Below are 21,088 nucleotides of genomic sequence, written 5' to 3'. Positions count from 1 at the left end.
ACCCCGAGAGCGGGATGCCGGTGGATTCGTCCACCGGCATCCCGCTCTCGCCATTTCCGGGAGCATGCACATCGGCAAGTCGACACCGCAATTCCGCTGACCATTCGCAGCGATCGACGCCACAGGGTTCTCAACTATTGGAAGAAGAAAAACGGCCGTAGTTCTCCCTGGCACCGCGGGATGTCATCCCGTTCGAGGAACCGAATTCCAGGAGCACGCACCCAGTGAGCACCACCCCCCACGCCGCCGTCGACGAGCGCCGCCCGTCCGCGCGGCGCTTCCGCGACCTGCCCGTCGCCGCCAAGGTCACCATCGCGGTCGGCCTGGCCGTGGTGGTCACGGTCGTCACCGGCGTCCTCGGCATGCGGGAGCTCGGCGCCGCCGCCGATCGCACCGACGCCATGTACCGGCAGAACGTCCTCGGGACCCAGCTGGCCCAGGAGGTCCGCTTCCAGTTCCTCGCCGGCCGGTTCACCTCGACCAGTGCCGCGTACGCACCGACCGCGGAGGCCAAGCAGCGGTTCGTCGCCGACCGCGCCGCGTCCCGGGACGAGCTGGCCGCCGCCGGCGCGCGGATCCTCGAGGAGACCGACCCGACGCCGGCCGTGCGCGAGGCCGTCACGACGGCGCTGGCCGACATCGACACCTACATCGACCTGAGCGACCAGCTCGACGCCCTCGCCGCGCAGGGCCGCATGGCGGAGTTCGACACGCTCCGGGCCCAGCAGGTGGCGCCGCTGAGCCAGGAGATCGTCGAGGAGGTGCAGGCGCTGGCCGAGCTCGAGGCGGCGACCGCCGAGAAGCAGGCCGTCGCCGCCGCCGACGAGTTCGCCTCCACGCGCACGTTCCTGCTCGCCGTCATCGTCGTCGGCGCGCTGCTGGCGCTGGCCTTCGGCGTGCTGGTGGCCCGCGGCATCACGCGGGTCCTGGTCCGCGTCCGCACCTCCGCCGAGCGCCTGGCGGAGGGGGACCTGACCCACAGGTCCGGCATCGACCAGCGGGACGAGGTCGGCCGGATGGCCGCGGCCCTGGACATCGCCCAGGACAACCTGCGGGAGGTCCTGGCCTCCGTGGTGGCCTCGGCCGATGCGGTCGCCGCGTCGTCGGAGGAGCTGTCGGCGTCCTCGATGCAGATCTCCGCCTCGGCGGAGGAGACCTCGGCGCAGTCCGGCGTGGTCGCCGGGGCGGCGGAGGAGGTGTCGCGCAACGTGCAGACGGTGGCGGCCGGTGCCGAGCAGATGGGCGCCAGCATCCGGGAGATCGCCTCGAACGCGGCCGAGGCCAGCGAGGTGGCGGCGCGGGCGGTGACGTCTGCGGAGACGACGACGGCCACGGTGAGCAAGCTTGGTGAGTCCTCGGCGGAGATCGGCAACGTCATCAAGGTCATCACGTCGATCGCCGAGCAGACGAACCTGCTGGCGCTCAACGCGACCATCGAGGCCGCCCGCGCCGGGGAGGCGGGCAAGGGCTTCGCCGTCGTGGCCAACGAGGTCAAGGAGCTGGCCCAGGAGACGGCCAAGGCGACCGAGGACATCGCCCGCCGGGTGGAGGCGATCCAGGGCGACACCTCGGCCGCGGTGACCGCGATCGAGGAGATCAGCTCGATCGTCGCGCAGATCAGCGACCGGCAGACCACCATCGCCTCGGCCGTGGAGGAGCAGACCGCGACCACCAACGAGATGTCGCGCTCGGTGCAGGAGGCGGCCGGCGGCACCGGGCAGATCGCCGAGAACATCACCAGCGTCTCGACGGCGGCGGGCAGCACGACGCAGGCGCTGACCCAGACGCGCACGGCCGTCGACGAGCTGTCGCGGATGGCCGCGGACCTGCGCACCACGGTGGGGCGTTTCACCTACTGAACCCAGCAGGTCCCGGCGGGGCCGTGCGGACGACGACGTCCGCACGGCCCCGTGTGCTTTCCCGGACGGTCAGCGGCCAAGGGAATGCACTTGTCGACAAACGGCAGAATGAACCGTGGTCGGCAAGAAATTGTCGGGCATCGGCGACGCGCCGAAATGAATGGCGCGCGGTCGCGCAGAGCCACGCTTATCGTCGAGCCATCGATGCAGCCGATGACGGCCATCGGAACTCGCTGGAGCCACCGTCGCCACCACCGCGAGCACAACGTCCTTTCCGCCGCGGCGGTTGTTCGAGGAGCGCCTCCATGTCCACATCCCTGTCCGACGATTCGCTCGCCGTGTCCAGGCCGCCGGCCCGGTCCACGGCCTGGTGGGCCGATCGGGGGGTCAGCACCAAGATCCTCACCGCCGTCGGCACCGCCGGCGTGGTCGCCGCCGCCGTCGGGGTGATGGGCATCTCGGCACTGGGAAGCTCGGCGGCTGCGACACAGAGGCTCTACGACGGCAACCTCGCCGGGATCGCTGCCCTCGACGACATGATCACGACGGTCGGGGAGACCCGGAAGCAGCTGCGCGACGCCCTCATCATCCCGGACCCGGCCGAGGCACAGCGGCTGCTCGACGGCCTGACCGACCTGCAGGCGCAGTTCCAGCAGCAGCACGACGCCTACGACGCGACCGGGCCCGACGCCGGCCAGGCGCAGCAGCTCGATGAGGCCAAAGCGGCCTACGACCAGTACGTGACCACCGCACAGACGGTCCTCACGCCGTTCGCGCTCGCGAACGACAACGCCGGCTTCTACGAGGCGAACAAGGCGCAGGTGTCGCCGTTCGCCCAGGACGCCGAGGACGGCCTCGATGCGCTCGCGGACGCCGAGGACGCCGACGCCCGCGAAGCGGCGACGCACGCCCAGGACCAGTACGAGAGCCAGCGGACCCTGGCGATCGTGCTGCTCGTGGCCGGTATCGCGGTCGCGCTCGGCATCGGTCTGCTCATCGCCCGCGGCATCGCCGGCGGCGTGCGCCGGGTGCAGGACGTCGCCGAGGGGCTGGCCGCCGGTGATCTGACGCGGACCAGCGGCCTGGCGACCCGGGACGAGCTCGGTCGGATGAGCCAGGCGCTCGACACCGCGGTGGGGAACCTGCGCGGTCTGATGGGCTCCGTGGCTGCTTCGGCGGACGCGGTGGCCGCCTCCTCGGAGGAGCTGTCGGCGTCCTCGATGCAGATCTCCGCCTCGGCGGAGGAGACCTCGGCGCAGTCCGGCGTGGTCGCCGGGGCGGCGGAGGAGGTGTCGCGCAACGTGCAGACGGTGGCGGCCGGTGCCGAGCAGATGGGCGCCAGCATCCGGGAGATCGCCTCGAACGCGGCCGAGGCCAGCGAGGTGGCGGCGCGGGCGGTGACGTCTGCGGAGACGACGACGGCCACGGTGAGCAAGCTTGGTGAGTCCTCGGCGGAGATCGGCAACGTCATCAAGGTCATCACGTCGATCGCCGAGCAGACGAACCTGCTGGCGCTCAACGCGACCATCGAGGCGGCCCGCGCGGGTGAGGCGGGCAAGGGCTTCGCCGTCGTGGCCAACGAGGTCAAGGAGCTGGCCCAGGAGACGGCCAAGGCGACCGAGGACATCGCCCGCCGGGTGGAGGCGATCCAGGGCGACACCTCGGCCGCGGTGACCGCGATCGAGGAGATCAGCTCGATCGTCGCGCAGATCTCCGACCGGCAGACCACCATCGCCTCGGCGGTGGAGGAGCAGACCGCGACGACGAACGAGATGTCGCGCTCGGTGCAGGAGGCGGCCGGCGGGACCGGCCAGATCGCGGAGAACATCTCCGGCGTCTCCACCGCGGCCGACTCGACCACCCAGGCGCTGACCCAGACGCGCACCGCGGTCGACGAGCTCTCCCGCATGGCCGCGGACCTGCGCACGACGGTCGGCACCTTCACCTACTGATCCACCGCTGGCCCTCGAGGCCGTGCGGACGACCACGTCCGTGCGGCCTCGAGGGCACGTCCGGGAGTCCCCACTCGCTACGAGCTGCTGTGGGCCGCAACCGGCAGAACATCACCGCCCGGAGTTCCGCGCGGACGGCGGCGCGGTCGCCGCCGACCCAGCCGGTGACGACGTGAAGAACCACTCCGACAGCGCCACCGGCTTCGGGAAACTCGTCGACATCGACCGCAGCCGGTTGGACGCGACGTGCCGCACGAACCTCGCCACGCTCCCGGAGAACGCGTCCTCGGCCAGGCGATGCCGCAGCTGAGGACGTTCGTCGACGCGCGCGTCGCGCAGACCCGCCAGACGCCGCCCGCGCCAACGCGACCGCCCAGGTGGTCACCCCTCGGTGACCGGCCCCCGTGGCGCTCGGCCTGCCGGTGCCTTCCTCGTCCCCAGCCGGATCGATGTCGGTGCAGGACGGCCTCGAGCGGGTCCCCCCCGGCGACCTCACCGTGACCCTGGACGTCCCGGCGGACGACGAGGCGGGCTGCCGAGATCGGGACGGTGGACAGGGTGATCACAGCCTCGTCGAGCAGACCATCGGGGAGCCCAGACCTGTGACCGGTCGACCTCCATCGCCTCGGCTGCGGGGGAGCGGACGGCGACGACCAACGAGATGTTGCGGTCGGTCCAGGAGGGCCGCCGGCCGCACCGCGCAGATCGCCACGAAACGTCTCGAGCGTCTCGGGCGCGGTCGAGTCATGACGCAGGCGCTCGGCCACTCGCCCGGCGCCGTCGACGAGCTGTCGCGGATGGCGGCCGACCTGTGCGCCGCGGTGGGTCGCTGCACGTACTGACGGACGCCCTCTCTCGGGGCGCGCGGACGACCGTCCGTACGGGCCCCGATTTCCTTCACCGGTCGGAACGCGGGACAGAAATGTCGACCCGGAGACACGGAAAAGCAGACGACAGGCATTGGTACTCGCAGGTCGTGGCCTCCCCCGAGGGGCTGGGTGCAGCCGAGACCTGGGAAATCTTGGCCAATATGGATCTGAAGGTGTCGACAAATCAGCGCGGAAGAATTCATCAACGATCCCGATGGTGCCCATCGAATACCCGCGCGGCCGACTTCCCGGGGGCGCTGAAATTCAGCCCTACAGTCTGGATCCCGAGATATCCCACCCGGGTGTCGGTCGGGCGCGGACCACGAGGGAATGCCGCGCAATGAGGAGAAAAGGGACGACCATGGAAAGCGGCAGCACTGCCCGCCACCGCACCCGCCGGGCGCTGGGCGTCCGCGGGATGATCATCGCGGTCGGCGCCGTCGGGATGGTGGCGGCGATCATCGTGGGCTGGGTCGGGCTGGGCGGCCTCAGCAGCGCCGGCCAGGCGCGCGATGACATCCAGAAGCTCAACGACGTGCAGGTGCACACCCAGGAGCTCGAGTACTTCAACGCCGACGTGAGCGGGTGGCAGACCGCCTACGCCTGGGACGCGCGCAAGATCGGCCCCGTCGCTGCGGTAGCCCCCGCCAGTGAGAACCGCAAAGGGTTCCTGGACGTCCTTGACGCCCTCAAGGCCGAGCTGAAGAAGATGCCGACCGCGCACCTGAGCCCTGGCGAGGCGAGGACGTTCGAGGCCATCCAGGCCGAGTGGGGCAACTTCTACGCGATCGACGACCAGGCGGTCGCGCTCTACAACCAGGACACCCCGGCCTCGACGACCGCCGCCGACACCCTCATCACCGGTGACGGCTATGACGTCTACTTCAAGCTCCTGGACCTGACCAGGAAGCTCCGGACGTCGGTGGACGAGCGCGTCGCGGCCGCCGGCCGGGCGGCGGCGGACCAGCAGGCGAGTGCGACCCGCTTCATGCTCGGTGCGATCGTGCTGGCCGCGCTGGTGGCGCTGGCCGGTGCGCTGCTCGTCGGGCGCCGCATCGTCCGTCCGCTCGCCGCGGTCATGGAGGTGGCCACCGCCCTCGCCCGGGGTGACCTGACCCGCTCGAGCGGTGTCCAGCAGAACGACGAGGTCGGCCGCACGGCTGCCGCGCTCGACGAGGCCACCGCCTCGTTGCGCGGGGTGCTCGCCACGGTGGTCACCTCGGCCGACGCCGTGGCCGCCTCCTCGGAGGAACTGAGCGCGTCCGCGGCGCAGATCTCGGCGTCGGCGGAGGAGACCTCGGCGCAGTCCGGTGTCGTGTCCTCGGCGGCCGAGGAGGTCAGCCGCAACGTGCAGACCGTGGCCGCCGGCGCGGAGCAGATGGGCGCCTCGATCCGCGAGATCGCGACGAACGCCGCGGAGGCCTCGGAGGTGGCCGCCCGCGCGGTGACCGCCGCCGAGACGACCACGGCCACGGTGAGCAAGCTGGGCGAGTCCTCGGCCGAGATCGGCAACGTGGTGAAGGTCATCACGTCGATCGCGGAGCAGACCAACCTGCTGGCGCTGAACGCCACGATCGAGGCCGCGCGGGCGGGTGAGGCCGGCAAGGGCTTCGCCGTCGTCGCCAACGAGGTCAAGGAGCTGGCGCAGGAGACCGCGAAGGCGACCGAGGACATCGCCCGCCGGGTGGAGGCCATCCAGGCCGACACCGGGGCCGCGGTCACGGCGATCGAGGAGATCAGCTCGATCGTCGCGCAGATCAGCGACCGGCAGACCACCATCGCCTCCGCGGTCGAGGAGCAGACCGCGACGACGAATGAGATGTCGCGCTCGGTGCAGGAGGCGGCCGGCGGGACCGGTCAGATCGCCAACAACATCACCGGCGTCTCCACGGCGGCGGAGTCGACCACCCAGGCGCTGACCCAGACGCGCACCGCCGTCGACGAGCTCTCCCGCATGGCCGCCGAGCTGCGTACGACGGTCGGCACCTTCACGTACTGAGGGCCGCCCCGGCCGGTCACCCGCCCGGCCGGGGACGCCGCCGGCGGTTCACCTCCACATCGGGTGAGAAGCCGCCGATAAGTGATCCGGAGCCTGCTGGGCTCCGGTCGAGAACGAGAGAAGAGAGAACTGTGGACGGTCTGGACGACATCGTCGAGGAGTTCCTGGTCGAGAGTCACGAGAACCTCGATCAGCTGGACACGGACCTCGTCGCCCTGGAGCAGGAGCCGAACTCGCGGGAGCGGCTCTCCAGCATCTTCCGCACCATCCACACGATCAAGGGCACCTCGGGCTTCCTGGCGTTCAACCGCCTGGAGGAGGTCACCCACGTCGGCGAGAACATGCTGTCCCGGCTGCGGGACGGCGAGCTCGAGCTGACCCCGCACCGCACCAGCGTGCTGCTGCGCATGGTGGACACCGTCCGCTCGCTGCTGACCTCCATCGAGGCCAGCGGCGGCGAGGGCTCGGTCGACGTCGCCGGCGTCGTGGCCGAGATCAGCGCGGCCATGGAGGACGGCGCCCCCGCCGAGGAGCCGGCGCCCGCCACCGAGCTCGCCGCGCCCGCCGCCAAGCCGGCCGCGACCCGCGCCCGGAAGGCCGCGGCCAAGGCCGCCCCCCGGACCCCGGCGGCCAAGGCCGCCCCGAAGGCCGCCGCCCCCGCCAAGGCCCCCGCCCGCAAGGCCGCGGCGAAGAAGGCCCCGGCCAAGGCGGCCGCCGCACCGGTCGAGGACGTCGTCCCCGAGGATGCCGTGGCCTCCCAGGTCGACGCCCCCGTCGCCGAGGTGCCCGTGCCGCAGCCGCGGCCGGCCGCGGACGACGCCGCCGAGCACGCCGACGGCGAGGGCGTTCCCCCCGCCGAGGGCGGAGCCGGCCAGGCCGGCCGCCGCGGGGTCGCCGACAGCACGATCCGCGTGGACGTCGACCTGCTCGACGAGCTGATGCTGCTGGTCGGTGAGCTGGTGCTCACCCGCAACCAGATCGTCCAGTACGTCGGCCGCACCAACGACACCGACCTGCTGCGCGCCTCCCAGCGGCTCAACCTCATCGCGAGCGAGCTGCAGGAGGGCGTCATGAAGACGCGCATGCAGCCGATCGACCACATCTGGTCCAAGCTGCCGCGCGTCGTCCGCGACCTCGGTCTGCAGCTGAAGAAGACCATCCGCCTGGAGATGGAGGGCCGGGACACCGAGCTCGACAAGACCCTCCTCGAGGCGGTCAAGGACCCGCTGACCCACCTGGTCCGCAACTCCGTCGACCACGGCATCGAGGCCGCCGACGTCCGCAAGGCCAAGGGCAAGCCCGCCGAGGGCGTGCTCACCCTCCGGGCCCGGCACGAGAGCGGGCAGGTCGTCGTCGAGGTCGCCGACGACGGCGCCGGCATCGACCCCATGAAGATCGGCGCCAAGGCCGTCGAGCGCGGCCTGATCTCCCCCGACGCGCTCAACCGGATGGGCGCGCAGGACCTCCTGCAGCTGATCTTCCTGCCGGGCTTCTCCACGGCCGCCGCGGTCACCAACGTCTCCGGCCGCGGGGTCGGCATGGACGTCGTCAAGACCAACATCGAGGCCATCGGCGGCACCATCGAGGTCGAGTCGCAGCCCGGCGAGGGCACCTGCATGCGGCTGCGCATCCCGCTGACGCTGGCCATCGTCCCCGCGCTCACCGTCGAGTGCGCCGGCGACCGCTACGCCATCCCGCAGATCAGCCTGCAGGAGCTCGTGGCCCTCGACGCCGAGAAGGCGGCCACCGCGGTCGAGGAGGTCGGCGGCGCGCCGGTCTACCGGCTGCGCGGGGAGCTGCTCCCCCTCGTCCGGCTCACCGACGTCCTCGACCTGCCCAGCGACCGGCACGACGGCCACGTGGTCATCGCCGTGCTGCGCTCCGAGGGCCGGCGCTTCGGCCTGGTCGTCGACCGCGTCCTCAACACCGAGGAGATCGTGGTCAAGGCCCTCGGCGGGCAGCTGAAGTCGATCGGGCTGTTCTCCGGCGCCACCGTGCTCGGCGACGGCACCATCGCGCTGATCCTCGACGTGCAGGCTCTCTCCCGCCGGGCGCTGCGGACCGAGACCGCCGAGCGGCACGAGGCCCGCGCGGCCCTCGCCGCGGCCGCCGCGGCCGGCGAGTCCGACCGCCAGCGGATGCTGCTGGCCGCCATCGGCGGCGGCCGGCGCGTGGCGATCCCGCTCGACACGGTCACCCGCCTCGAGCAGGTCCGCACCGAGACCGTCGAGAAGGTCGGCAACCGCGAGGTCGTCCAGTACCGCGGCGCGATCCTGCCGATGGTCCGCCTCGACCGGCACCTCGGCGCCTACGGCGAGACCGACCGCGAGGTGCTCGAGGTGATCGTCTACTCCGACCACGGCCGCAGCGTGGCCATCGTGGTCGAGGAGATCCTCGACATCGTGGACGGCGAGGCCGCGGTCCGCAGCGACATCGACGACATGGGCCTGCTCGGCTCCGCCGTCCTCGGCGACAAGGTCACCGAGCTGCTCGACGTCCGCGCCGCGATCCTGGCCGCCGACCCGGCGTTCTACACCGTTCCCCCGTCCCTGCCGGCGACCGACGTCGTCGCGGCCCCGCTGCTGGAGGTCTGACCCGTGTCCGCTCCGACCGAGCTCAAGGCGCCCGCCACGGGCGGCCAGCTGGCCACCTTCTGGCTGGACGGCGACCTCTACGGCGTCGAGGTGGCGCACGTGCAGGAGGTGCTCAAGAGCCAGGGCCTGACCCGGGTGCCGCTGGCGCCCCCGGCCGTGGCCGGCCTGATCAACCTGCGCGGCCAGGTCGTGACCGCGATCGAGCTGCGCGAGCGGCTCGGCCGCCCGGCGCGGCCCGAGGGTACCGACGCCGTCGTCATCGTCGTCCGGCTGCACGGGGAGGCGGTCAGCCTGCTCGTGGACTCGATCGCCGACGTGGTGGACGTCGACGCCGCGGACTTCGAGGCCCCGCCGGACACCCTCGACGGCCAGGCCCGCGAGCTGATCCGCGGCGCCTACAAGCTGGACGGCCAGCTGCTGCTGGCCCTCGACGTCCAGAAGGCCGTCTCGGCCTAGTCACACAGAGCGATCGGCTGCACACCAGATGCAGCCGGACACGCGGCCGTCACCCACCGGTTCTCCGGCTATCGGGTGACGGCCGCGTGGCGTTCCGGGGCGATGACCGTCAGCATGGGCTGGCCCACTTCCCGGGAACCTCTGGAGGCGCTGCCGTGCCCTACTCGCTGGTCAGTGCCGCCACGCTGGGATTCGACCTGGTGCGCCTGCCCTCCGGCCGCCACGTGGCCGAGGTGCTGCTCACCGGGCTGAACGCGGACGCCACCACGCTCCAGCGCCTCGCCGCCGCCCACCCGGGCCGGGAGGCCTCGCCCGAGCACCGCGGCGTCCTGGCCGTCCGCTCGCGGCGCGCCCGGGAGCTGGCCTCCGGCGTGCCGCACGTCAGCGGGGTGGCCGGGCGCACCACCGCGGCCGAGGACCGCACCGCCGTCCTCGTCGACCAGCTCGAGCGCGGCACCATCGGCAACGCCCCCACCCTCGAGCGGCTGCTCCGCGAGGACGTGCTGGGGTACGAGCACGCAGCCGCCGCCTCCGTGGCCGAGGAGGTCCGTGCCGAGGCGGCCGACGTCCTCGCCGACGCGGCGGTCGGCTTCTGGGCCGAGGAGGTCCTGCCGCCGCTGGTGCACCGCGAGCTCACCGCCGCCTACAACCGCGCCGCGGTGGGCTGGGGCGGCCTGCCGGACCTGGGCCCGGCCACCGTCGAGCTGACCGAGCTGCTCGCCGCGATCGCGGGGCTGGACGGCGCCGGCCGCGGTCGCTGGCGCGCCGCGGTCGACGAGGGCCGCGCCGAGCACCGGCCGTGGGCCTCGGCGATGCACGACGCCTGCTGGGCCGCGCACGTCTCCGGCCGCACCCGCACGGTCGCGACCGCGCAGCTGCACGCCGTCCGTGCCTTCGTCGACGGCGGCTTCGACGGCCGGGACGGCGCGCACGGCGTCTGGAACGCCGTCGCCGGCTGCGTCCAGGGCGTGGCCATGGCCGACCTGCTCGACGAGGGCTCGCTCGCCGTCCTGCGCGCGCCGTGGCTGCGGATCAGCGGCCGCCCCTGAGCCCCGCTCGCCAACGCCGTCCGCACGACCGGTCGACGGGCACCGTCCGTGCCCGCGGAAATGTGTCGACTTCTGCGGTGATCGAATTTCCTGTGTCGACTTCCCGACAATTCTGATGCGCTGACCGCACGCATAAAAAAGCGTTCGGCGCGTCGGCGTTTCGCGCGCCCGGACGTCTTCGCATGCGTCACTCTCGTCGCGCACACAACAGCAGTCCCGGGCTTGTTGCGCGAACTCCTTTTCCGCGAATTCGCTCAACTCGGACGCCGTTGATGCCGATACGGAAAAGGAACGGCCTGCTGGGTGGCGGCCCGGCAGAAAAGCAGGAGGACACGCGTGGACCCGATCCGGGTGATGGTCGTCGACGACTCGGTCGTCGTACGCAAGATCGTGACCGACGTGCTGTCCGATGACCCCTCCATCGAGGTCGTGGGCACCGCCGTGAACGGCAAGGTGGCCCTCGCCAAGCTCGAAGCGCTCAAGCCCGACCTGGTCACCATGGACATCGAGATGCCGGAGATGAACGGCATCGAGGCGGTGCGGGCCATCCGGGCCATGCGCAGCCGCGTGCCGATCATCATGTTCAGCACGCTCACCGAGCGCGGGGCGTCGGCGACGCTCGACGCGCTGTCCGCAGGGGCCAACGACTACGTCACCAAGCCGGCCAACGTCGGCAGCGTCGCCCAGTCGATGGAGAGCGTGCGCGAGCAGCTCATCCCGAAGATCAAGGCGCTGCTCGGCCGTCCGGTGGGCCCCGGCCCGCGGGCCGCCGCTCCCCCGCCCCCGGCGCCGCGCCCGCCGGCCCCGCGCACCGGGCCGGTCCGCAAGCCCGCCGTCCTGGTCATCGGCTCCTCCACCGGCGGCCCGGAGGCGCTGGCCCGCGTGCTGCCGGCCCTGCCGGCATCGCTGCCGGTGCCCGTGCTGCTCGTGCAGCACATGCCCCCGGTGTTCACCCGCCAGTTCGCGCAGCGGCTGGACCGGCTCTCCGCCCTCCGCGTCGTCGAGGCGGTCGACGGGACGCCGCTGCAGCCCGGCACCGTCCACCTCGCGCCCGGCGACCGGCACCTCGTCGTCCGGCCGTCCGGCCGCGGCCCGCACACCGCGCTGACCCAGGACCCGCCGGAGAACTTCTGCCGCCCCGCGGTGGACCCGCTGTTCCGCTCCGCGGTGTCGGTCTACGACGGCGCCGTCCTCGGCGTCGTGCTCACCGGCATGGGCCACGACGGCCGGGTCGGCGCGGGCGCGATCCGCGCGGCCGGCGGCACGGTGCTGGTCCAGGACCAGGCCACGTCCGTCGTCTGGGGCATGCCCGGCGCGGTCGCCCAGGCCGGCTACGCCGACGAGATCCTGCCGCTCGACCGCGTCGCAGAGGCCATCCACCGGCACCTGTCGGGTCTGCCCAGCGGGTCCACCGCTCCTGCAACAATCGGAGGCCGGCGATGACGCTGCCCACCACGAGCTTCGACTGGGTGCGCCAGCTGGTCCACCGGGAGAGCGCGATCGTCCTGCAGCCCGGCAAGGAGTACCTGGTCGAGGCCCGGCTGCTGCCCGTCGCCCGCTCCATGGGGCTGCCCGACGTCGGCAAGCTGGTCGACACGGTGCGCAGCCGGCCCAGCCCCGACGCCACCCGCAAGATCGTCGAGGCCCTGACCACGAACGAGACGTCGTGGTTCCGGGACGGCGACCCGTTCACCGCGCTGACCTCGACGGTGCTGCCGGCCCTGCTGGCCGCCCGCGGGCCGGTCGAGCCGCTGAAGATCTGGTCGGCGGCCTGCTCGAGCGGTCAGGAGCCGTACACGATCGCGATGCTGCTCGAGGACGCGCTGCCCAACGCGGCGTCGCGGGTCTCGATCACCGCCACCGACATCTCCCGCGAGATGGTCGAGCGCACCCGCGCGGGGCGGTTCAGCCAGCTCGAGGTCAACCGCGGCCTGCCGGCCCCCATGCTGGTCCGGCACTTCTCCCGGGCGGGCACCGAGTGGGAGGTGGCCCCGGGGCTGCGTCGCATGGTGACCGCCTCGGAGTGCAACCTCGCCGCTGCGCTGCCGCGGATGGGCCCGTTCGACGTGGTCTACCTCCGCAACGTCCTCATCTACTTCGACCTGAGCACCAAGCAGGCGATCCTCCGGCGGGTGCGCGAGCTCATGCGCCCCGACGGGTGGCTGTTCCTTGGCGCCGCGGAGACGACTCTCGGCGTCGACGACTCCTGGGAGCGGGTCGTCATCGGCCGCAGCTCCGCCTACCGCCCGCTGAAGGGGGCCTGAACGTGCGTGCTCTGGTGATCGACGACTCCCGCGCCATGCGCCGGATCGTCACGGGAATCGTCGAGGGCCTCGGCTTCGAGGTACGCGACGCCGGCCACGGCCGGGAGGGGCTCGACGTCCTCGACGAGGGCTGGATCCCCGACCTGTGCTGCGTGGACTGGAACATGCCGGTGATGGACGGCCTGCAGTTCGTCTCGGCCGTCCGGGCCAACCCGGCCTGGCGGAACGTGACGATCATGATGGTCACGTCCGAGAGCGAGCACACGCAGATCGTGCGGGCCCTGGCCGCCGGCGCCCACGAGTACGTGATCAAGCCGTTCACCGCCGACGCCATCCGCGACAAGCTCGCGCTGCTCGGCCTGCTCCCCCAGGAGGTCGTCCTGTGACGGCGTTCGACACCGGTGAGCGCCGCCGCGCCGGCGACGCGCGCCCGCTGATCACCGGGCTGATCGACGAGACCACCGTGCTCTCGATCGCCGAGGAGGCGTGGGTCGCGCTCGTCGGGGAGGACGAGGTGCTCGTCCCGGTGCCCGAGCCGCTGCCCGCCGACGTGCTCTCCAGCTGGGTCGACGTGGTCGGCCCGTGGACCGGCAGCGTCGTCCTCACCGCCGGCCGGCAGACCGCCGCCGAGCTGACCCGGGCGCTGCTCGGGGAGTTCGCCCCGGAGCTGCTCGAGCACGAGGACGTCGCCGACGCCTTCGGCGAGATCGCCAACGTCGTGGGCGGCAACGTCAAGGCCGCCCTCCCCGGCCCGTCCGCCCTCGGCCTGCCCGAGGTCGGCGACGCGCCGGCCGTCCGGAACCCCGCCGACGTCGTCCGCATCGACGTCCTCTGGCGGGGCCAGCCGGTCATCGTCTCCGTGCAGGGCGCGCTGCCGCCGCTGCCGGTGTCCCACCCCTGAAAATCCGCATCACGGAAGTAGGTGTCCCTGTGAAGATCCTCGTCGCCGACGACAGCCGCGTGATGCGGCAGATCGTCATCCGTACGCTCCGCCAGGCCGGCTACGACGACCACGACATCGTCGAGGCCGAGGACGGCGCCGACGCGCTGGCCAAGGTCGGTTCGGAACAGCCGGACCTGGTCCTGTCCGACTGGAACATGCCCAACATGACCGGCATCGAGTGCCTGCAGGCGCTGCGCTCGTCCGGCTCCGACGTCCCGTTCGGGTTCGTCACCTCGGAGGGCTCGCCCGAGATGCGGGACAAGGCGGCCAACGCCGGCGCCCTGTTCCTCATCGCCAAGCCGTTCAACGAGGAGACGTTCAAGGACGTCCTCGACGGGGTGATCGTGTGAGCACCGTCCTCCTGCCCGCAGCGAAGGACGTCCGCGACATGCTCGCGGGCCTGCTCGGCAAGCCGGTCACCGTCAACCCGGGCCCGCCGGTCACCCCGACGGAGAAGAAGCCGGTGTCGGTGGCGGTCTACGTCGACCCGCAGATGGCGATCAACGCCCTCTGCGTGATGGACCTCGCCGCCTCCGCCTACACCGGCGGCGCGCTGGCCCTGCTGCCCCCCGGCGGCTGCCAGGACGCGGTCGAGGAGGACGGCGAGCTCACCGGCCTCATGACCGAGGCGCTGCACGAGGTCGTGAACGTGCTCTCCGCGATGCTCAACGTCCCCGGTGCGCCGCACTCCAAGCTGCACAAGCTCTACGCGCCGGGCGAGGAGCTGCCGGGTGACGTGGCCGGCATGCTGGCCAACTTCAACCGGATCGACCTCGCCGTCGAGGTGCCCGGCTACGGCAAGGGCGGCCTGTCGCTCGTCCTGCCGTGACGCGATGACATCGCGATCCTCCGGATCGCACCGCGGCCCACTGCCCGGAAGGACCCCGCTGCCCCCCGCGTCTCGCACGCTCGACGCGGGCCCCTGCACCGGGGCCACCTGATGCGTTGAGCCGCTTCCGTCGCTGCTCGTCGGAGACCCTCCGGGCCCCCCGTTCGCAGCGACATGTCAGGTCCCCCTGACTTCACCAGGCCCCGGCCCGCTCACCCGAGCGGGGCGGGGCCTGGTGTTGCACGTGGAACAGGCCGGCCGTCAGACCAGGGCTGCTTCGCGCTCCTCGATGGTGCTGGGCAGGCAGGCCCACACGTGCTTGCAGGAGCCGTCGACGTACCAGCCGTGGGCGACCGACAGCCGCGCCACCAGGTGCAGGCCGAGCCCGCCCTCGGAGGGGTCGCGGTCGACCGCCGGCGCGGGCATCGCGTCCGCGGCCCGGTCGCTGACGTCGAGCAGCCAGCCACCGCTGCCGGCGATGACCGTGGCCACCACCGGGCACGCTCCGTGCCGCAGCCCGTTCGAGGCGAGCTCATCGAAAGCGAGGATGAGGCGCTCCGCCGCTGGGTCGTCCTCGTCGCGCGGGAAGCCCACGTCGTCGAGCCGGCTGCGCAGGACCGACCGCGCGGCCGGGAGTTCCGCGATCCCGCCGAGCTGCCAGCGCCAGACCTCCCCGCGGCCATCCGGCAGGGGCCGTAATGGCCAGGTCACTCGAGCCATGCCTCCTCCGTCGCCGTCCGCTGTCTCGGACGCTCCTGAAGTGCCCAGGATTCCGCCGGTCCAACCGCCGGACGCGGTCCGCACCCCGCCGGGGTGGGTCAGCGGGGCGGAGCGGGCTGCAGCTGGACGGCGACCAGGGCGACGTCGTCCTGCGGGGTGCCGTGCAGCATGTGGTCGAGCAGCTCGTCGCACAGCTCGTCCAGCGGGCGGTCGGCCAGCTCCTCCAGGCAGGCGCGCAGGCGGGCCAGGCCCTCGTCGATGGTGCTGCCGCGGCGCTCGATCAGGCCGTCGGTGTAGAGCAGCACGGTGCTGCCGGGCGCGAGGTCGGCGACCGACTCCGCGCGCACGACGTCGGCGTCCACACCGAGCATCAGGTCGCCGAGCCGGCCGCCGAGCACGGTGACCGTCCGGTCGGGGGAGAGCACGAACGGGGGCGGGTGGCCGGCGTTGGCCCAGCGCAGCCGCAGGCCGTCCGCCGTCCCGGCCGTCGTCGCGTCCAGGCCCTCCAGGAGGGCCACCGCCGCGGTCGCCAGGGCACCGGTGTGCATCGACTCGACCGCCTCGTCCAGCCCGCGCAGCACCTCCGCCGGCCCGGCGCCGCTGTGGTGCGCGATGCCCCGCAGCAGGGCGCGCAGCTGGCCCATCGCCGCCGCGGCGGCGGTGTCGTGGCCGACGACGTCGCCGATGACGAGCACCGGCGTCCCGTCCCGGTGCAGGAAGGCGTCGTACCAGTCGCCGCCCACCCGGGCGGCCTCGGCGGCCGGGACGTAGCGGACGACGACCGTGGCCCCCGGGATCGCCGGCGGCTCGGTGAGCAGGCTGCGCTGCAGCGCCTCGGCCAGCTGCGCCTGCTGGCTCTGCCGGTGCACGCGGTCGATCGCCCGGCCGGCCTGGGCGGCGACCTCCCGCGCGGTCTCGATGTCCTCCGCGTCGGTCGCGCGCCCCGGGTCGTCGTACATGGTGAGGACGCCGACCGTGCGGTCCGGCGCCGGCAGCGGCAGCACGACGGCCCGCTCCGGCCCGAGCTGCTCGAGCAGCTCGCGGGCCGGGCCCGGCCGCATCAGCGCGAGGACGTCGGCGACCGACTCGGTGACCGAGGTGCCCGCGGTCAGCGCCAGGGCGACCGGCGAGGTGGGCGGCAGCGTCTCCAGCCGCACGGCCGCGTACTGGCGCAGCAGGTCGCGGCGGCGCGGGTCGGCGTGCCACGACCCCACGTCCCGCGCCCGCCCGTCCCGGTCGACGACCGTGACGATGCAGGCGTCGGTCAGCGTCGGGACGACGAGCCGCGCCAGCCGCCCCAGCGCGGAGACGCTGTCGAGCGCCCCCGCCAGCTCGGCGTTCACCCGCGCCAGCAGGCCCAGCCGGGCGGTCGAGCGCCGCGCCGCCTCCTGGGCCGCGTGCCGGGCCGTGACGTCGAGGAAGTAGACGGCCAGCCCGTCCGGGCGGGGCCAGGCCCGCACCTCGTACCACCCGGAGCGCTCTCCCCGGTACGGGGCCTCGAAGGCGACCGCGCGGCCCGTCGACACGGCCTCCCGGTAGGCGGACTCGAACCGGCTGCCGACCATCCGGGGATAGACGTCCCACATCGACCGGCCGAGGATGTCCTCCCGCGCGTCCGGCATCATGCGGTCCATCTCGGCGTTGATGTACCGGAACCGCCACTGCCGGTCGAGCAGGAAGAAGGCGGCGGGCATCGCCTCGAGGATGTCCGCGAGGGCGTCGTGGTCGATGTGCCCGGCGGCGCCCACGACCATCCGGAGCGAGGGGCCGGGGTCCGGGAGGGACGCCGGGACCTGTTGTTCCGTCACCTCAGCCCTCCAGCAGTCGGCCCCATCGCGGCCCCGCTGTTGGAGCGCGTCCTGCCCCGCGCCGTGCGGGCAGGACGGATACCGCAGATTGTGGCCGCGGTCACGACCGCTGCCAAGGATCAACGCTGTGCGTCCGGAAACGATGCGGTCACGGGGGGTGCCGACGCGGCGTGCGGCCGCACGCCGGGGTCAGCGCGTGGCCGCCGTCCGCAGGGCGTCGGCGATCGCGGCCACGCCCTGCGGCGCCCAGACGATCGAGTCGTGGTTGGTGTCGGCCACGGGAACGGCGGTGACGCCGGCCCGGTCGGCGCACAGGCGGGCCAGCCGCCGCTCGTCGTAGAGGCCCTGCGGTTGGTCGGTCATGCCCCGCGGCGCCCACAGCAGGGTGGCCGGCACCGGCAGGTCCGCGGTGGCCTGCAGCACCCGCTCGTCGAGCAGCATGTCCGCGCCGTCCACCCGCACCGCCTCGGGGACGACGGAACTGTGCAGCCGCGGCGGCGCGCCGGCGACGTCCCGCGCCAGGAACGCGGCCACCGACGGGACGTCGACCCACGGCCCCACCGTCGGGTGCCGCGCCCAGAACGCCCGCACCGCGGCGAGGTCGGGGAACGTCGTCCCCAACCGGTCGAGGGTGCTGCCGAGCATCGCGGTCAGCATCGCGTCGGTGTCCTCCCCCGGTGGCTGAGGGAAGGGCAGGCCGCCGTCGACGAGGACCAGGCCGCGGACGCGGTAGCGGGCGACGTCCGCTGCGGCGAGGGCGGCGACGAAGCCGCCCATCGAGTGCCCGCCGAGCACCGCCTCGCCGAACCGGTCGAGGACGGCGGTGACGTCGGCGGCGTGCGCGGCCAGACCGTAGGGCCCGGGCAGCCCCGCCGAGCCGGCCCGCCCGCGCAGGTCGGGCGCCACCACCTCGACCTCCCCGGCGAGCTCGTGCGCGACCCGCGCCCAGACCATCGCGTTGGAGGTGATGCCGTGCAGCAGGACGGCGACGGGCGCGCCGGCGGAACGGGCCGCCCAGTGCAGCACCGAGAGCTCGCCCCCGGCGACGGGCACGGTCAGCTGCTCGGGGTCCCGGAGATCGGTCACCGGTCCAGTCTCACCCGGCGAGGTCGATGGCGAAGGCGACGAGGAAGCCGACCGCGGCGATCACCCCGGTCCACGTGCGGGTGCGCTCGAACGCCTCGGGGATCATCGTGTCGGCGATCATGGTGAGGATCGCGCCCGCCGCGATCGCCGTGATGATCGTGACCACCTCGGGCGGCGCCCCGCCGAGCGCGACGTAGCCGACCAGCGCGGACAGCCCGCTGATCACCGCGATGCCGGTCCAGACGCCGAACACGTACCGGGCGGGGCGGCCGGCCGCCTTCATCCCGGCCGCGCTGGAGAGGCCCTCGGGCACGTTGGAGATGAAGACGGCGGCCAGCACCGACAGGCTCACCGCGCCGCCGCCCAGCAGCCCGATCCCGAGGACGACGGACTCCGGCACGCCGTCCAGCAGCGCTCCGACCGCGATCGCCATGCCGCTGCCGGCCTGCTCGTGCTCCGAGGGCTGGGCCTCGTCCGGGTTGCTGCCCGAGCGCTTGCGGTGCTCGGCCCCGCGCCGGGTGAGCAGCCGGTTCGCCCCGACATAGGCCATCGAGCCGGCGAGGAAGCCGAACCCGGCGGCGGTCAGCCCGCCCTCGTCGGCCGCCTCCTCCATCAGGTCGAAGGCGACCGCGGAGATCAGCACGCCGGATCCGAACGCCATGATCGAGGCGATGGCGTCGCGCGGCACCCGCCCGAACCAGGCGATCAGCGCGCCCAGCACCAGCGCGCCGCCGCCGAGCAGCCCCCACAGCCCGGCCTCCAGCCACGTCGGCACGCGCACCCCCGTCGTCGTCCACCCGGGCGACGGTTGCCCTCGGCCAACGATCCCTAACCACGTGCTTTGTCGCGATGAAGCACGCGTGCTTCATCGCGACAAGGCACGGTCACTCGGGGTGGCGCAGGAGGTAGCGGCCGAAGTGCGGGACGGTGAAGGCGATCTGGCCGCGCTCGGCCGAGTAGACCAGCCCCTTCTTGATCAGCGAGTCGCGCGCCGGGGACAGCGACGCCGGCTTGCGACCCAGCGAGACGGCGACCTCGGACGTCGCCACCGCGCTGCCCTGCGACCCGCCGAGCTCGGCCATCGCGTGCATGTACTCGCGCTCGGCGGGCGTGGCGCGGTCGTACCGGGAGCCGAAGAAGCCCACGGCCAGCTCGGCCTCGGCGACCGGGGCGGCCATCGCCACGTCGTCCGCGGTGATCGGCGAGGCCGCCGCGACGTCCCAGGTGACCTTGCCGTAGGCCTGCACGAAGTACGGGTAGCCGTCCGCGGCGGCGTAGAGGGCGTCGAGCGCGGCCGGCTCGAAGGTGACCTCCTCCCGCTCGGCCGGGGCGAGCAGCGCCCGGTCGGCGGCGGCGCGGTCGAGGCGGTCGATGCGCAGGTAGCGGAACAGCCGCTCGGAGTAGCTCTTCGACGCCGACAGCACCGCCGGCAGGTGCGGCAGGCCGGCGCCGACCACGATCAGCGGCGCGCCCTGCTGGGAGAGCTCGTGGCAGGCCGCACAGATCGCCGAGACGTCGTCGGGCTGCACGTCCTGCATCTCGTCGATGAACAGCGCGATGCCCTTGCCGACGTCGGCCGCCAGCCCGGCCGCGTCGCTGAGCAGCTCGACCAGGTCGATCTCCATGTCACCGGAGTCGGCCCGGCCCAGCGCCGTCGGCACGTCGATGCCGGGCTGCCACCGGTCGCGCACCTTCGCGTCCGGGGTCGCCTGCCGCAGCGCGAACGCCTTGAGCACCCCGAGGACGGCGTCCATCGACTCCTGGTCGGGGTGCCGGAGCTCGCGCAGCGCCATGTGCAGCGCCGAGGACACCGGCCGGCGCAGCGACTGCTCGGGCCGCGCCTCGATCTTGCCGGTCCCCCACCCGCGCCCGATCGCCGCCGAGCGCAGCTGGTTGAGCAGCACGGTCTTGCCCACGCCGCGCAGCCCGGTGAGAACCAGCGAGCGCTCCGGGCGGCCGTGGGCGATCCGCTCCAGGACGACGTCGAAGGCGGTCAGCTCCGTGTCGCGGCCGGCCAGCTCGGGCGGGCGCTGCCCGGCGCCGGGCGCGTAGGGGTTCCGCACGGGGTCCACGGCGAGCACCGTATTCCGCTGTCTAGCGATCGCCGTAGACATCCGTAGAACAGCACAGGGCGTGTCGTCGATGCGGTCGTCTGCGGCCGTCTAGTTCCGACGCTAGACGGCGGTAGAGCGGCGAAGAGGCCGTTGACCGGCCTGGCGGCGCTAGCGTGATCGCGTGATCAAATTTCTGATCAAGGTCGTCCTCATGGCGGTCGTCTTCTACTTCGTGGCGAAGTACGTGCCGGGGATCGCCGTGGACGAGAACCCCAACGCCGTGCTGGGGCTGTCGATCACCTTCGTCTGGCTGGCCCTGCTCTTCGCGGTGGTCAACGCGATCATCGGGCCGATCATCAAGCTGCTCTCGCTGCCGTTCCTCATCCTCACGCTGGGGCTGTTCTACCTCGTCATCAACGCGGCGCTGCTCGGTCTCACCGCCCTGCTGTCGACCAAGCTGGACGTCGACGGCTTCGGCGCGGCGATCATCGGCGGCCTGATCCTCGCGGTCGCGAGCTGGGTCTTCGACCTCCTCCTGCGGCGGGACTGATCGCCGTCACGGCGACCCGCCGCGTCGCCGTGACGCCCGCCACCGTCGGGGTTAGC

18 protein-coding genes are annotated in these 21,088 nt (G+C 73.0%); 13 read left to right on the top strand and 5 right to left on the bottom strand.

Annotation, left to right across the window (positions count from 1 at the left end; genetic code table 11):
• Positions 1–224: 224 nt before the first annotated feature.
• The 12 genes from AB3388_RS27205 to AB3388_RS27150 all read left to right on the top strand — a co-directional run bounded on the left by AB3388_RS27205 (position 225) and on the right by AB3388_RS27150 (position 14,814).
• Positions 225–1,859 (top strand): methyl-accepting chemotaxis protein, encoded by a 1,635-nt coding sequence (locus AB3388_RS27205; RefSeq protein WP_495408469.1) that lies wholly within the window; start codon positions 225–227, stop codon positions 1,857–1,859.
• Between the two features lie 305 nt (positions 1,860–2,164).
• Positions 2,165–3,811, top strand: a complete 1,647-nt coding sequence (locus AB3388_RS27200; RefSeq protein ID WP_495408468.1) for a methyl-accepting chemotaxis protein — start codon at positions 2,165–2,167, stop codon at positions 3,809–3,811.
• A gap of 1,230 nt (positions 3,812–5,041) precedes the next feature.
• The gene (locus AB3388_RS27195; RefSeq protein ID WP_495408467.1) at positions 5,042–6,679 is read left to right on the top strand and encodes a methyl-accepting chemotaxis protein; all 1,638 of its coding nucleotides are present in this window, start codon (positions 5,042–5,044) and stop codon (positions 6,677–6,679) included.
• 131 nt (positions 6,680–6,810) lie between these two features.
• Entirely contained in the window at positions 6,811–9,273 is a 2,463-nt protein-coding gene (locus AB3388_RS27190; protein ID WP_495408466.1) for a chemotaxis protein CheW, read from the top strand.
• Positions 9,274–9,276: 3 nt separating this feature from the next.
• On the top strand, positions 9,277–9,729 hold the full coding sequence (locus tag AB3388_RS27185; protein ID WP_495408465.1) for a chemotaxis protein CheW: 453 nt from the start codon (positions 9,277–9,279) through the stop codon (positions 9,727–9,729).
• 155 nt (positions 9,730–9,884) lie between these two features.
• Positions 9,885–10,778 (top strand): hypothetical protein, encoded by an 894-nt coding sequence (locus AB3388_RS27180; protein ID WP_495408464.1) that lies wholly within the window; start codon positions 9,885–9,887, stop codon positions 10,776–10,778.
• A gap of 336 nt (positions 10,779–11,114) precedes the next feature.
• Positions 11,115–12,221: a protein-glutamate methylesterase/protein-glutamine glutaminase gene (locus AB3388_RS27175; protein WP_495408463.1), complete on the top strand. Its 1,107-nt coding sequence runs from the start codon at positions 11,115–11,117 to the stop codon at positions 12,219–12,221.
• On the top strand, positions 12,218–13,042 hold the full coding sequence (locus AB3388_RS27170; RefSeq protein WP_495408462.1) for a CheR family methyltransferase: 825 nt from the start codon (positions 12,218–12,220) through the stop codon (positions 13,040–13,042). The genes AB3388_RS27175 and AB3388_RS27170 overlap by 4 nt, the downstream gene beginning before the upstream one ends.
• A 2-nt stretch (positions 13,043–13,044) precedes the next feature.
• Entirely contained in the window at positions 13,045–13,428 is a 384-nt protein-coding gene (locus tag AB3388_RS27165; protein WP_495408461.1) for a response regulator, read from the top strand.
• Positions 13,425–13,943, top strand: coding sequence for a chemotaxis protein CheX (locus tag AB3388_RS27160; protein WP_495408460.1), 519 nt, complete (start codon positions 13,425–13,427; stop codon positions 13,941–13,943). The genes AB3388_RS27165 and AB3388_RS27160 overlap by 4 nt, the downstream gene beginning before the upstream one ends.
• A gap of 29 nt (positions 13,944–13,972) precedes the next feature.
• Positions 13,973–14,335: a response regulator gene (locus AB3388_RS27155; protein WP_495408459.1), complete on the top strand. Its 363-nt coding sequence runs from the start codon at positions 13,973–13,975 to the stop codon at positions 14,333–14,335.
• Positions 14,332–14,814, top strand: coding sequence for a hypothetical protein (locus AB3388_RS27150; protein ID WP_495408458.1), 483 nt, complete (start codon positions 14,332–14,334; stop codon positions 14,812–14,814). Before AB3388_RS27155 ends, AB3388_RS27150 begins: the two co-directional genes overlap by 4 nt.
• Before the next feature lie 261 nt (positions 14,815–15,075).
• Here the strand turns inward: AB3388_RS27150 and AB3388_RS27145 are convergent, their stop codons facing one another.
• The 5 genes from AB3388_RS27145 to AB3388_RS27125 all read right to left on the bottom strand — a co-directional run bounded on the left by AB3388_RS27145 (position 15,076) and on the right by AB3388_RS27125 (position 20,500).
• Complete coding sequence (locus tag AB3388_RS27145; RefSeq protein ID WP_495408457.1) at positions 15,076–15,534, bottom strand: ATP-binding protein; 459 nt, start codon at positions 15,532–15,534, stop codon at positions 15,076–15,078.
• Between the two features lie 98 nt (positions 15,535–15,632).
• Positions 15,633–17,342: a SpoIIE family protein phosphatase gene (locus AB3388_RS27140; protein WP_495408456.1), complete on the bottom strand. Its 1,710-nt coding sequence runs from the start codon at positions 17,340–17,342 to the stop codon at positions 15,633–15,635.
• A gap of 189 nt (positions 17,343–17,531) precedes the next feature.
• Positions 17,532–18,428, bottom strand: coding sequence for an alpha/beta fold hydrolase (locus tag AB3388_RS27135; protein WP_495408455.1), 897 nt, complete (start codon positions 18,426–18,428; stop codon positions 17,532–17,534).
• A 10-nt stretch (positions 18,429–18,438) separates the two neighbouring features.
• Positions 18,439–19,203 (bottom strand): ZIP family metal transporter, encoded by a 765-nt coding sequence (locus tag AB3388_RS27130; RefSeq protein ID WP_495408454.1) that lies wholly within the window; start codon positions 19,201–19,203, stop codon positions 18,439–18,441.
• 109 nt (positions 19,204–19,312) lie between these two features.
• Entirely contained in the window at positions 19,313–20,500 is a 1,188-nt protein-coding gene (locus AB3388_RS27125; RefSeq protein WP_495408453.1) for a DUF8462 domain-containing protein, read from the bottom strand.
• A 163-nt stretch (positions 20,501–20,663) separates the two neighbouring features.
• On the opposite strand from AB3388_RS27125, the gene AB3388_RS27120 reads away from it, so the two are divergent.
• The gene (locus AB3388_RS27120) at positions 20,664–21,032 is read left to right on the top strand and encodes a phage holin family protein (protein ID WP_495408452.1); all 369 of its coding nucleotides are present in this window, start codon (positions 20,664–20,666) and stop codon (positions 21,030–21,032) included.
• Positions 21,033–21,088: the final 56 nt, after the last annotated feature.

Source organism: Geodermatophilus sp. SMS 5-13 (assembly GCF_059428245.1).
Note: the sequence above shows the minus strand (reverse complement) of the source record. Positions and strands in the feature narration are given on the sequence as shown.

What these genes read in the sequence shown, in the direction of transcription:
- AB3388_RS27145 (WP_495408457.1), bottom strand. Translation starts at nt 15,534, where the DNA reads ATGGCTCGAGTGACCTGGCCATTACGGCCCCTGCCGGATGGCCGCGGG.
- AB3388_RS27170 (WP_495408462.1), top strand. Translation starts at nt 12,218, where the DNA reads ATGACGCTGCCCACCACGAGCTTCGACTGGGTGCGCCAGCTGGTCCAC.
- AB3388_RS27195 (WP_495408467.1), top strand. Translation starts at nt 5,042, where the DNA reads ATGGAAAGCGGCAGCACTGCCCGCCACCGCACCCGCCGGGCGCTGGGC.
- AB3388_RS27200 (WP_495408468.1), top strand. Translation starts at nt 2,165, where the DNA reads ATGTCCACATCCCTGTCCGACGATTCGCTCGCCGTGTCCAGGCCGCCG.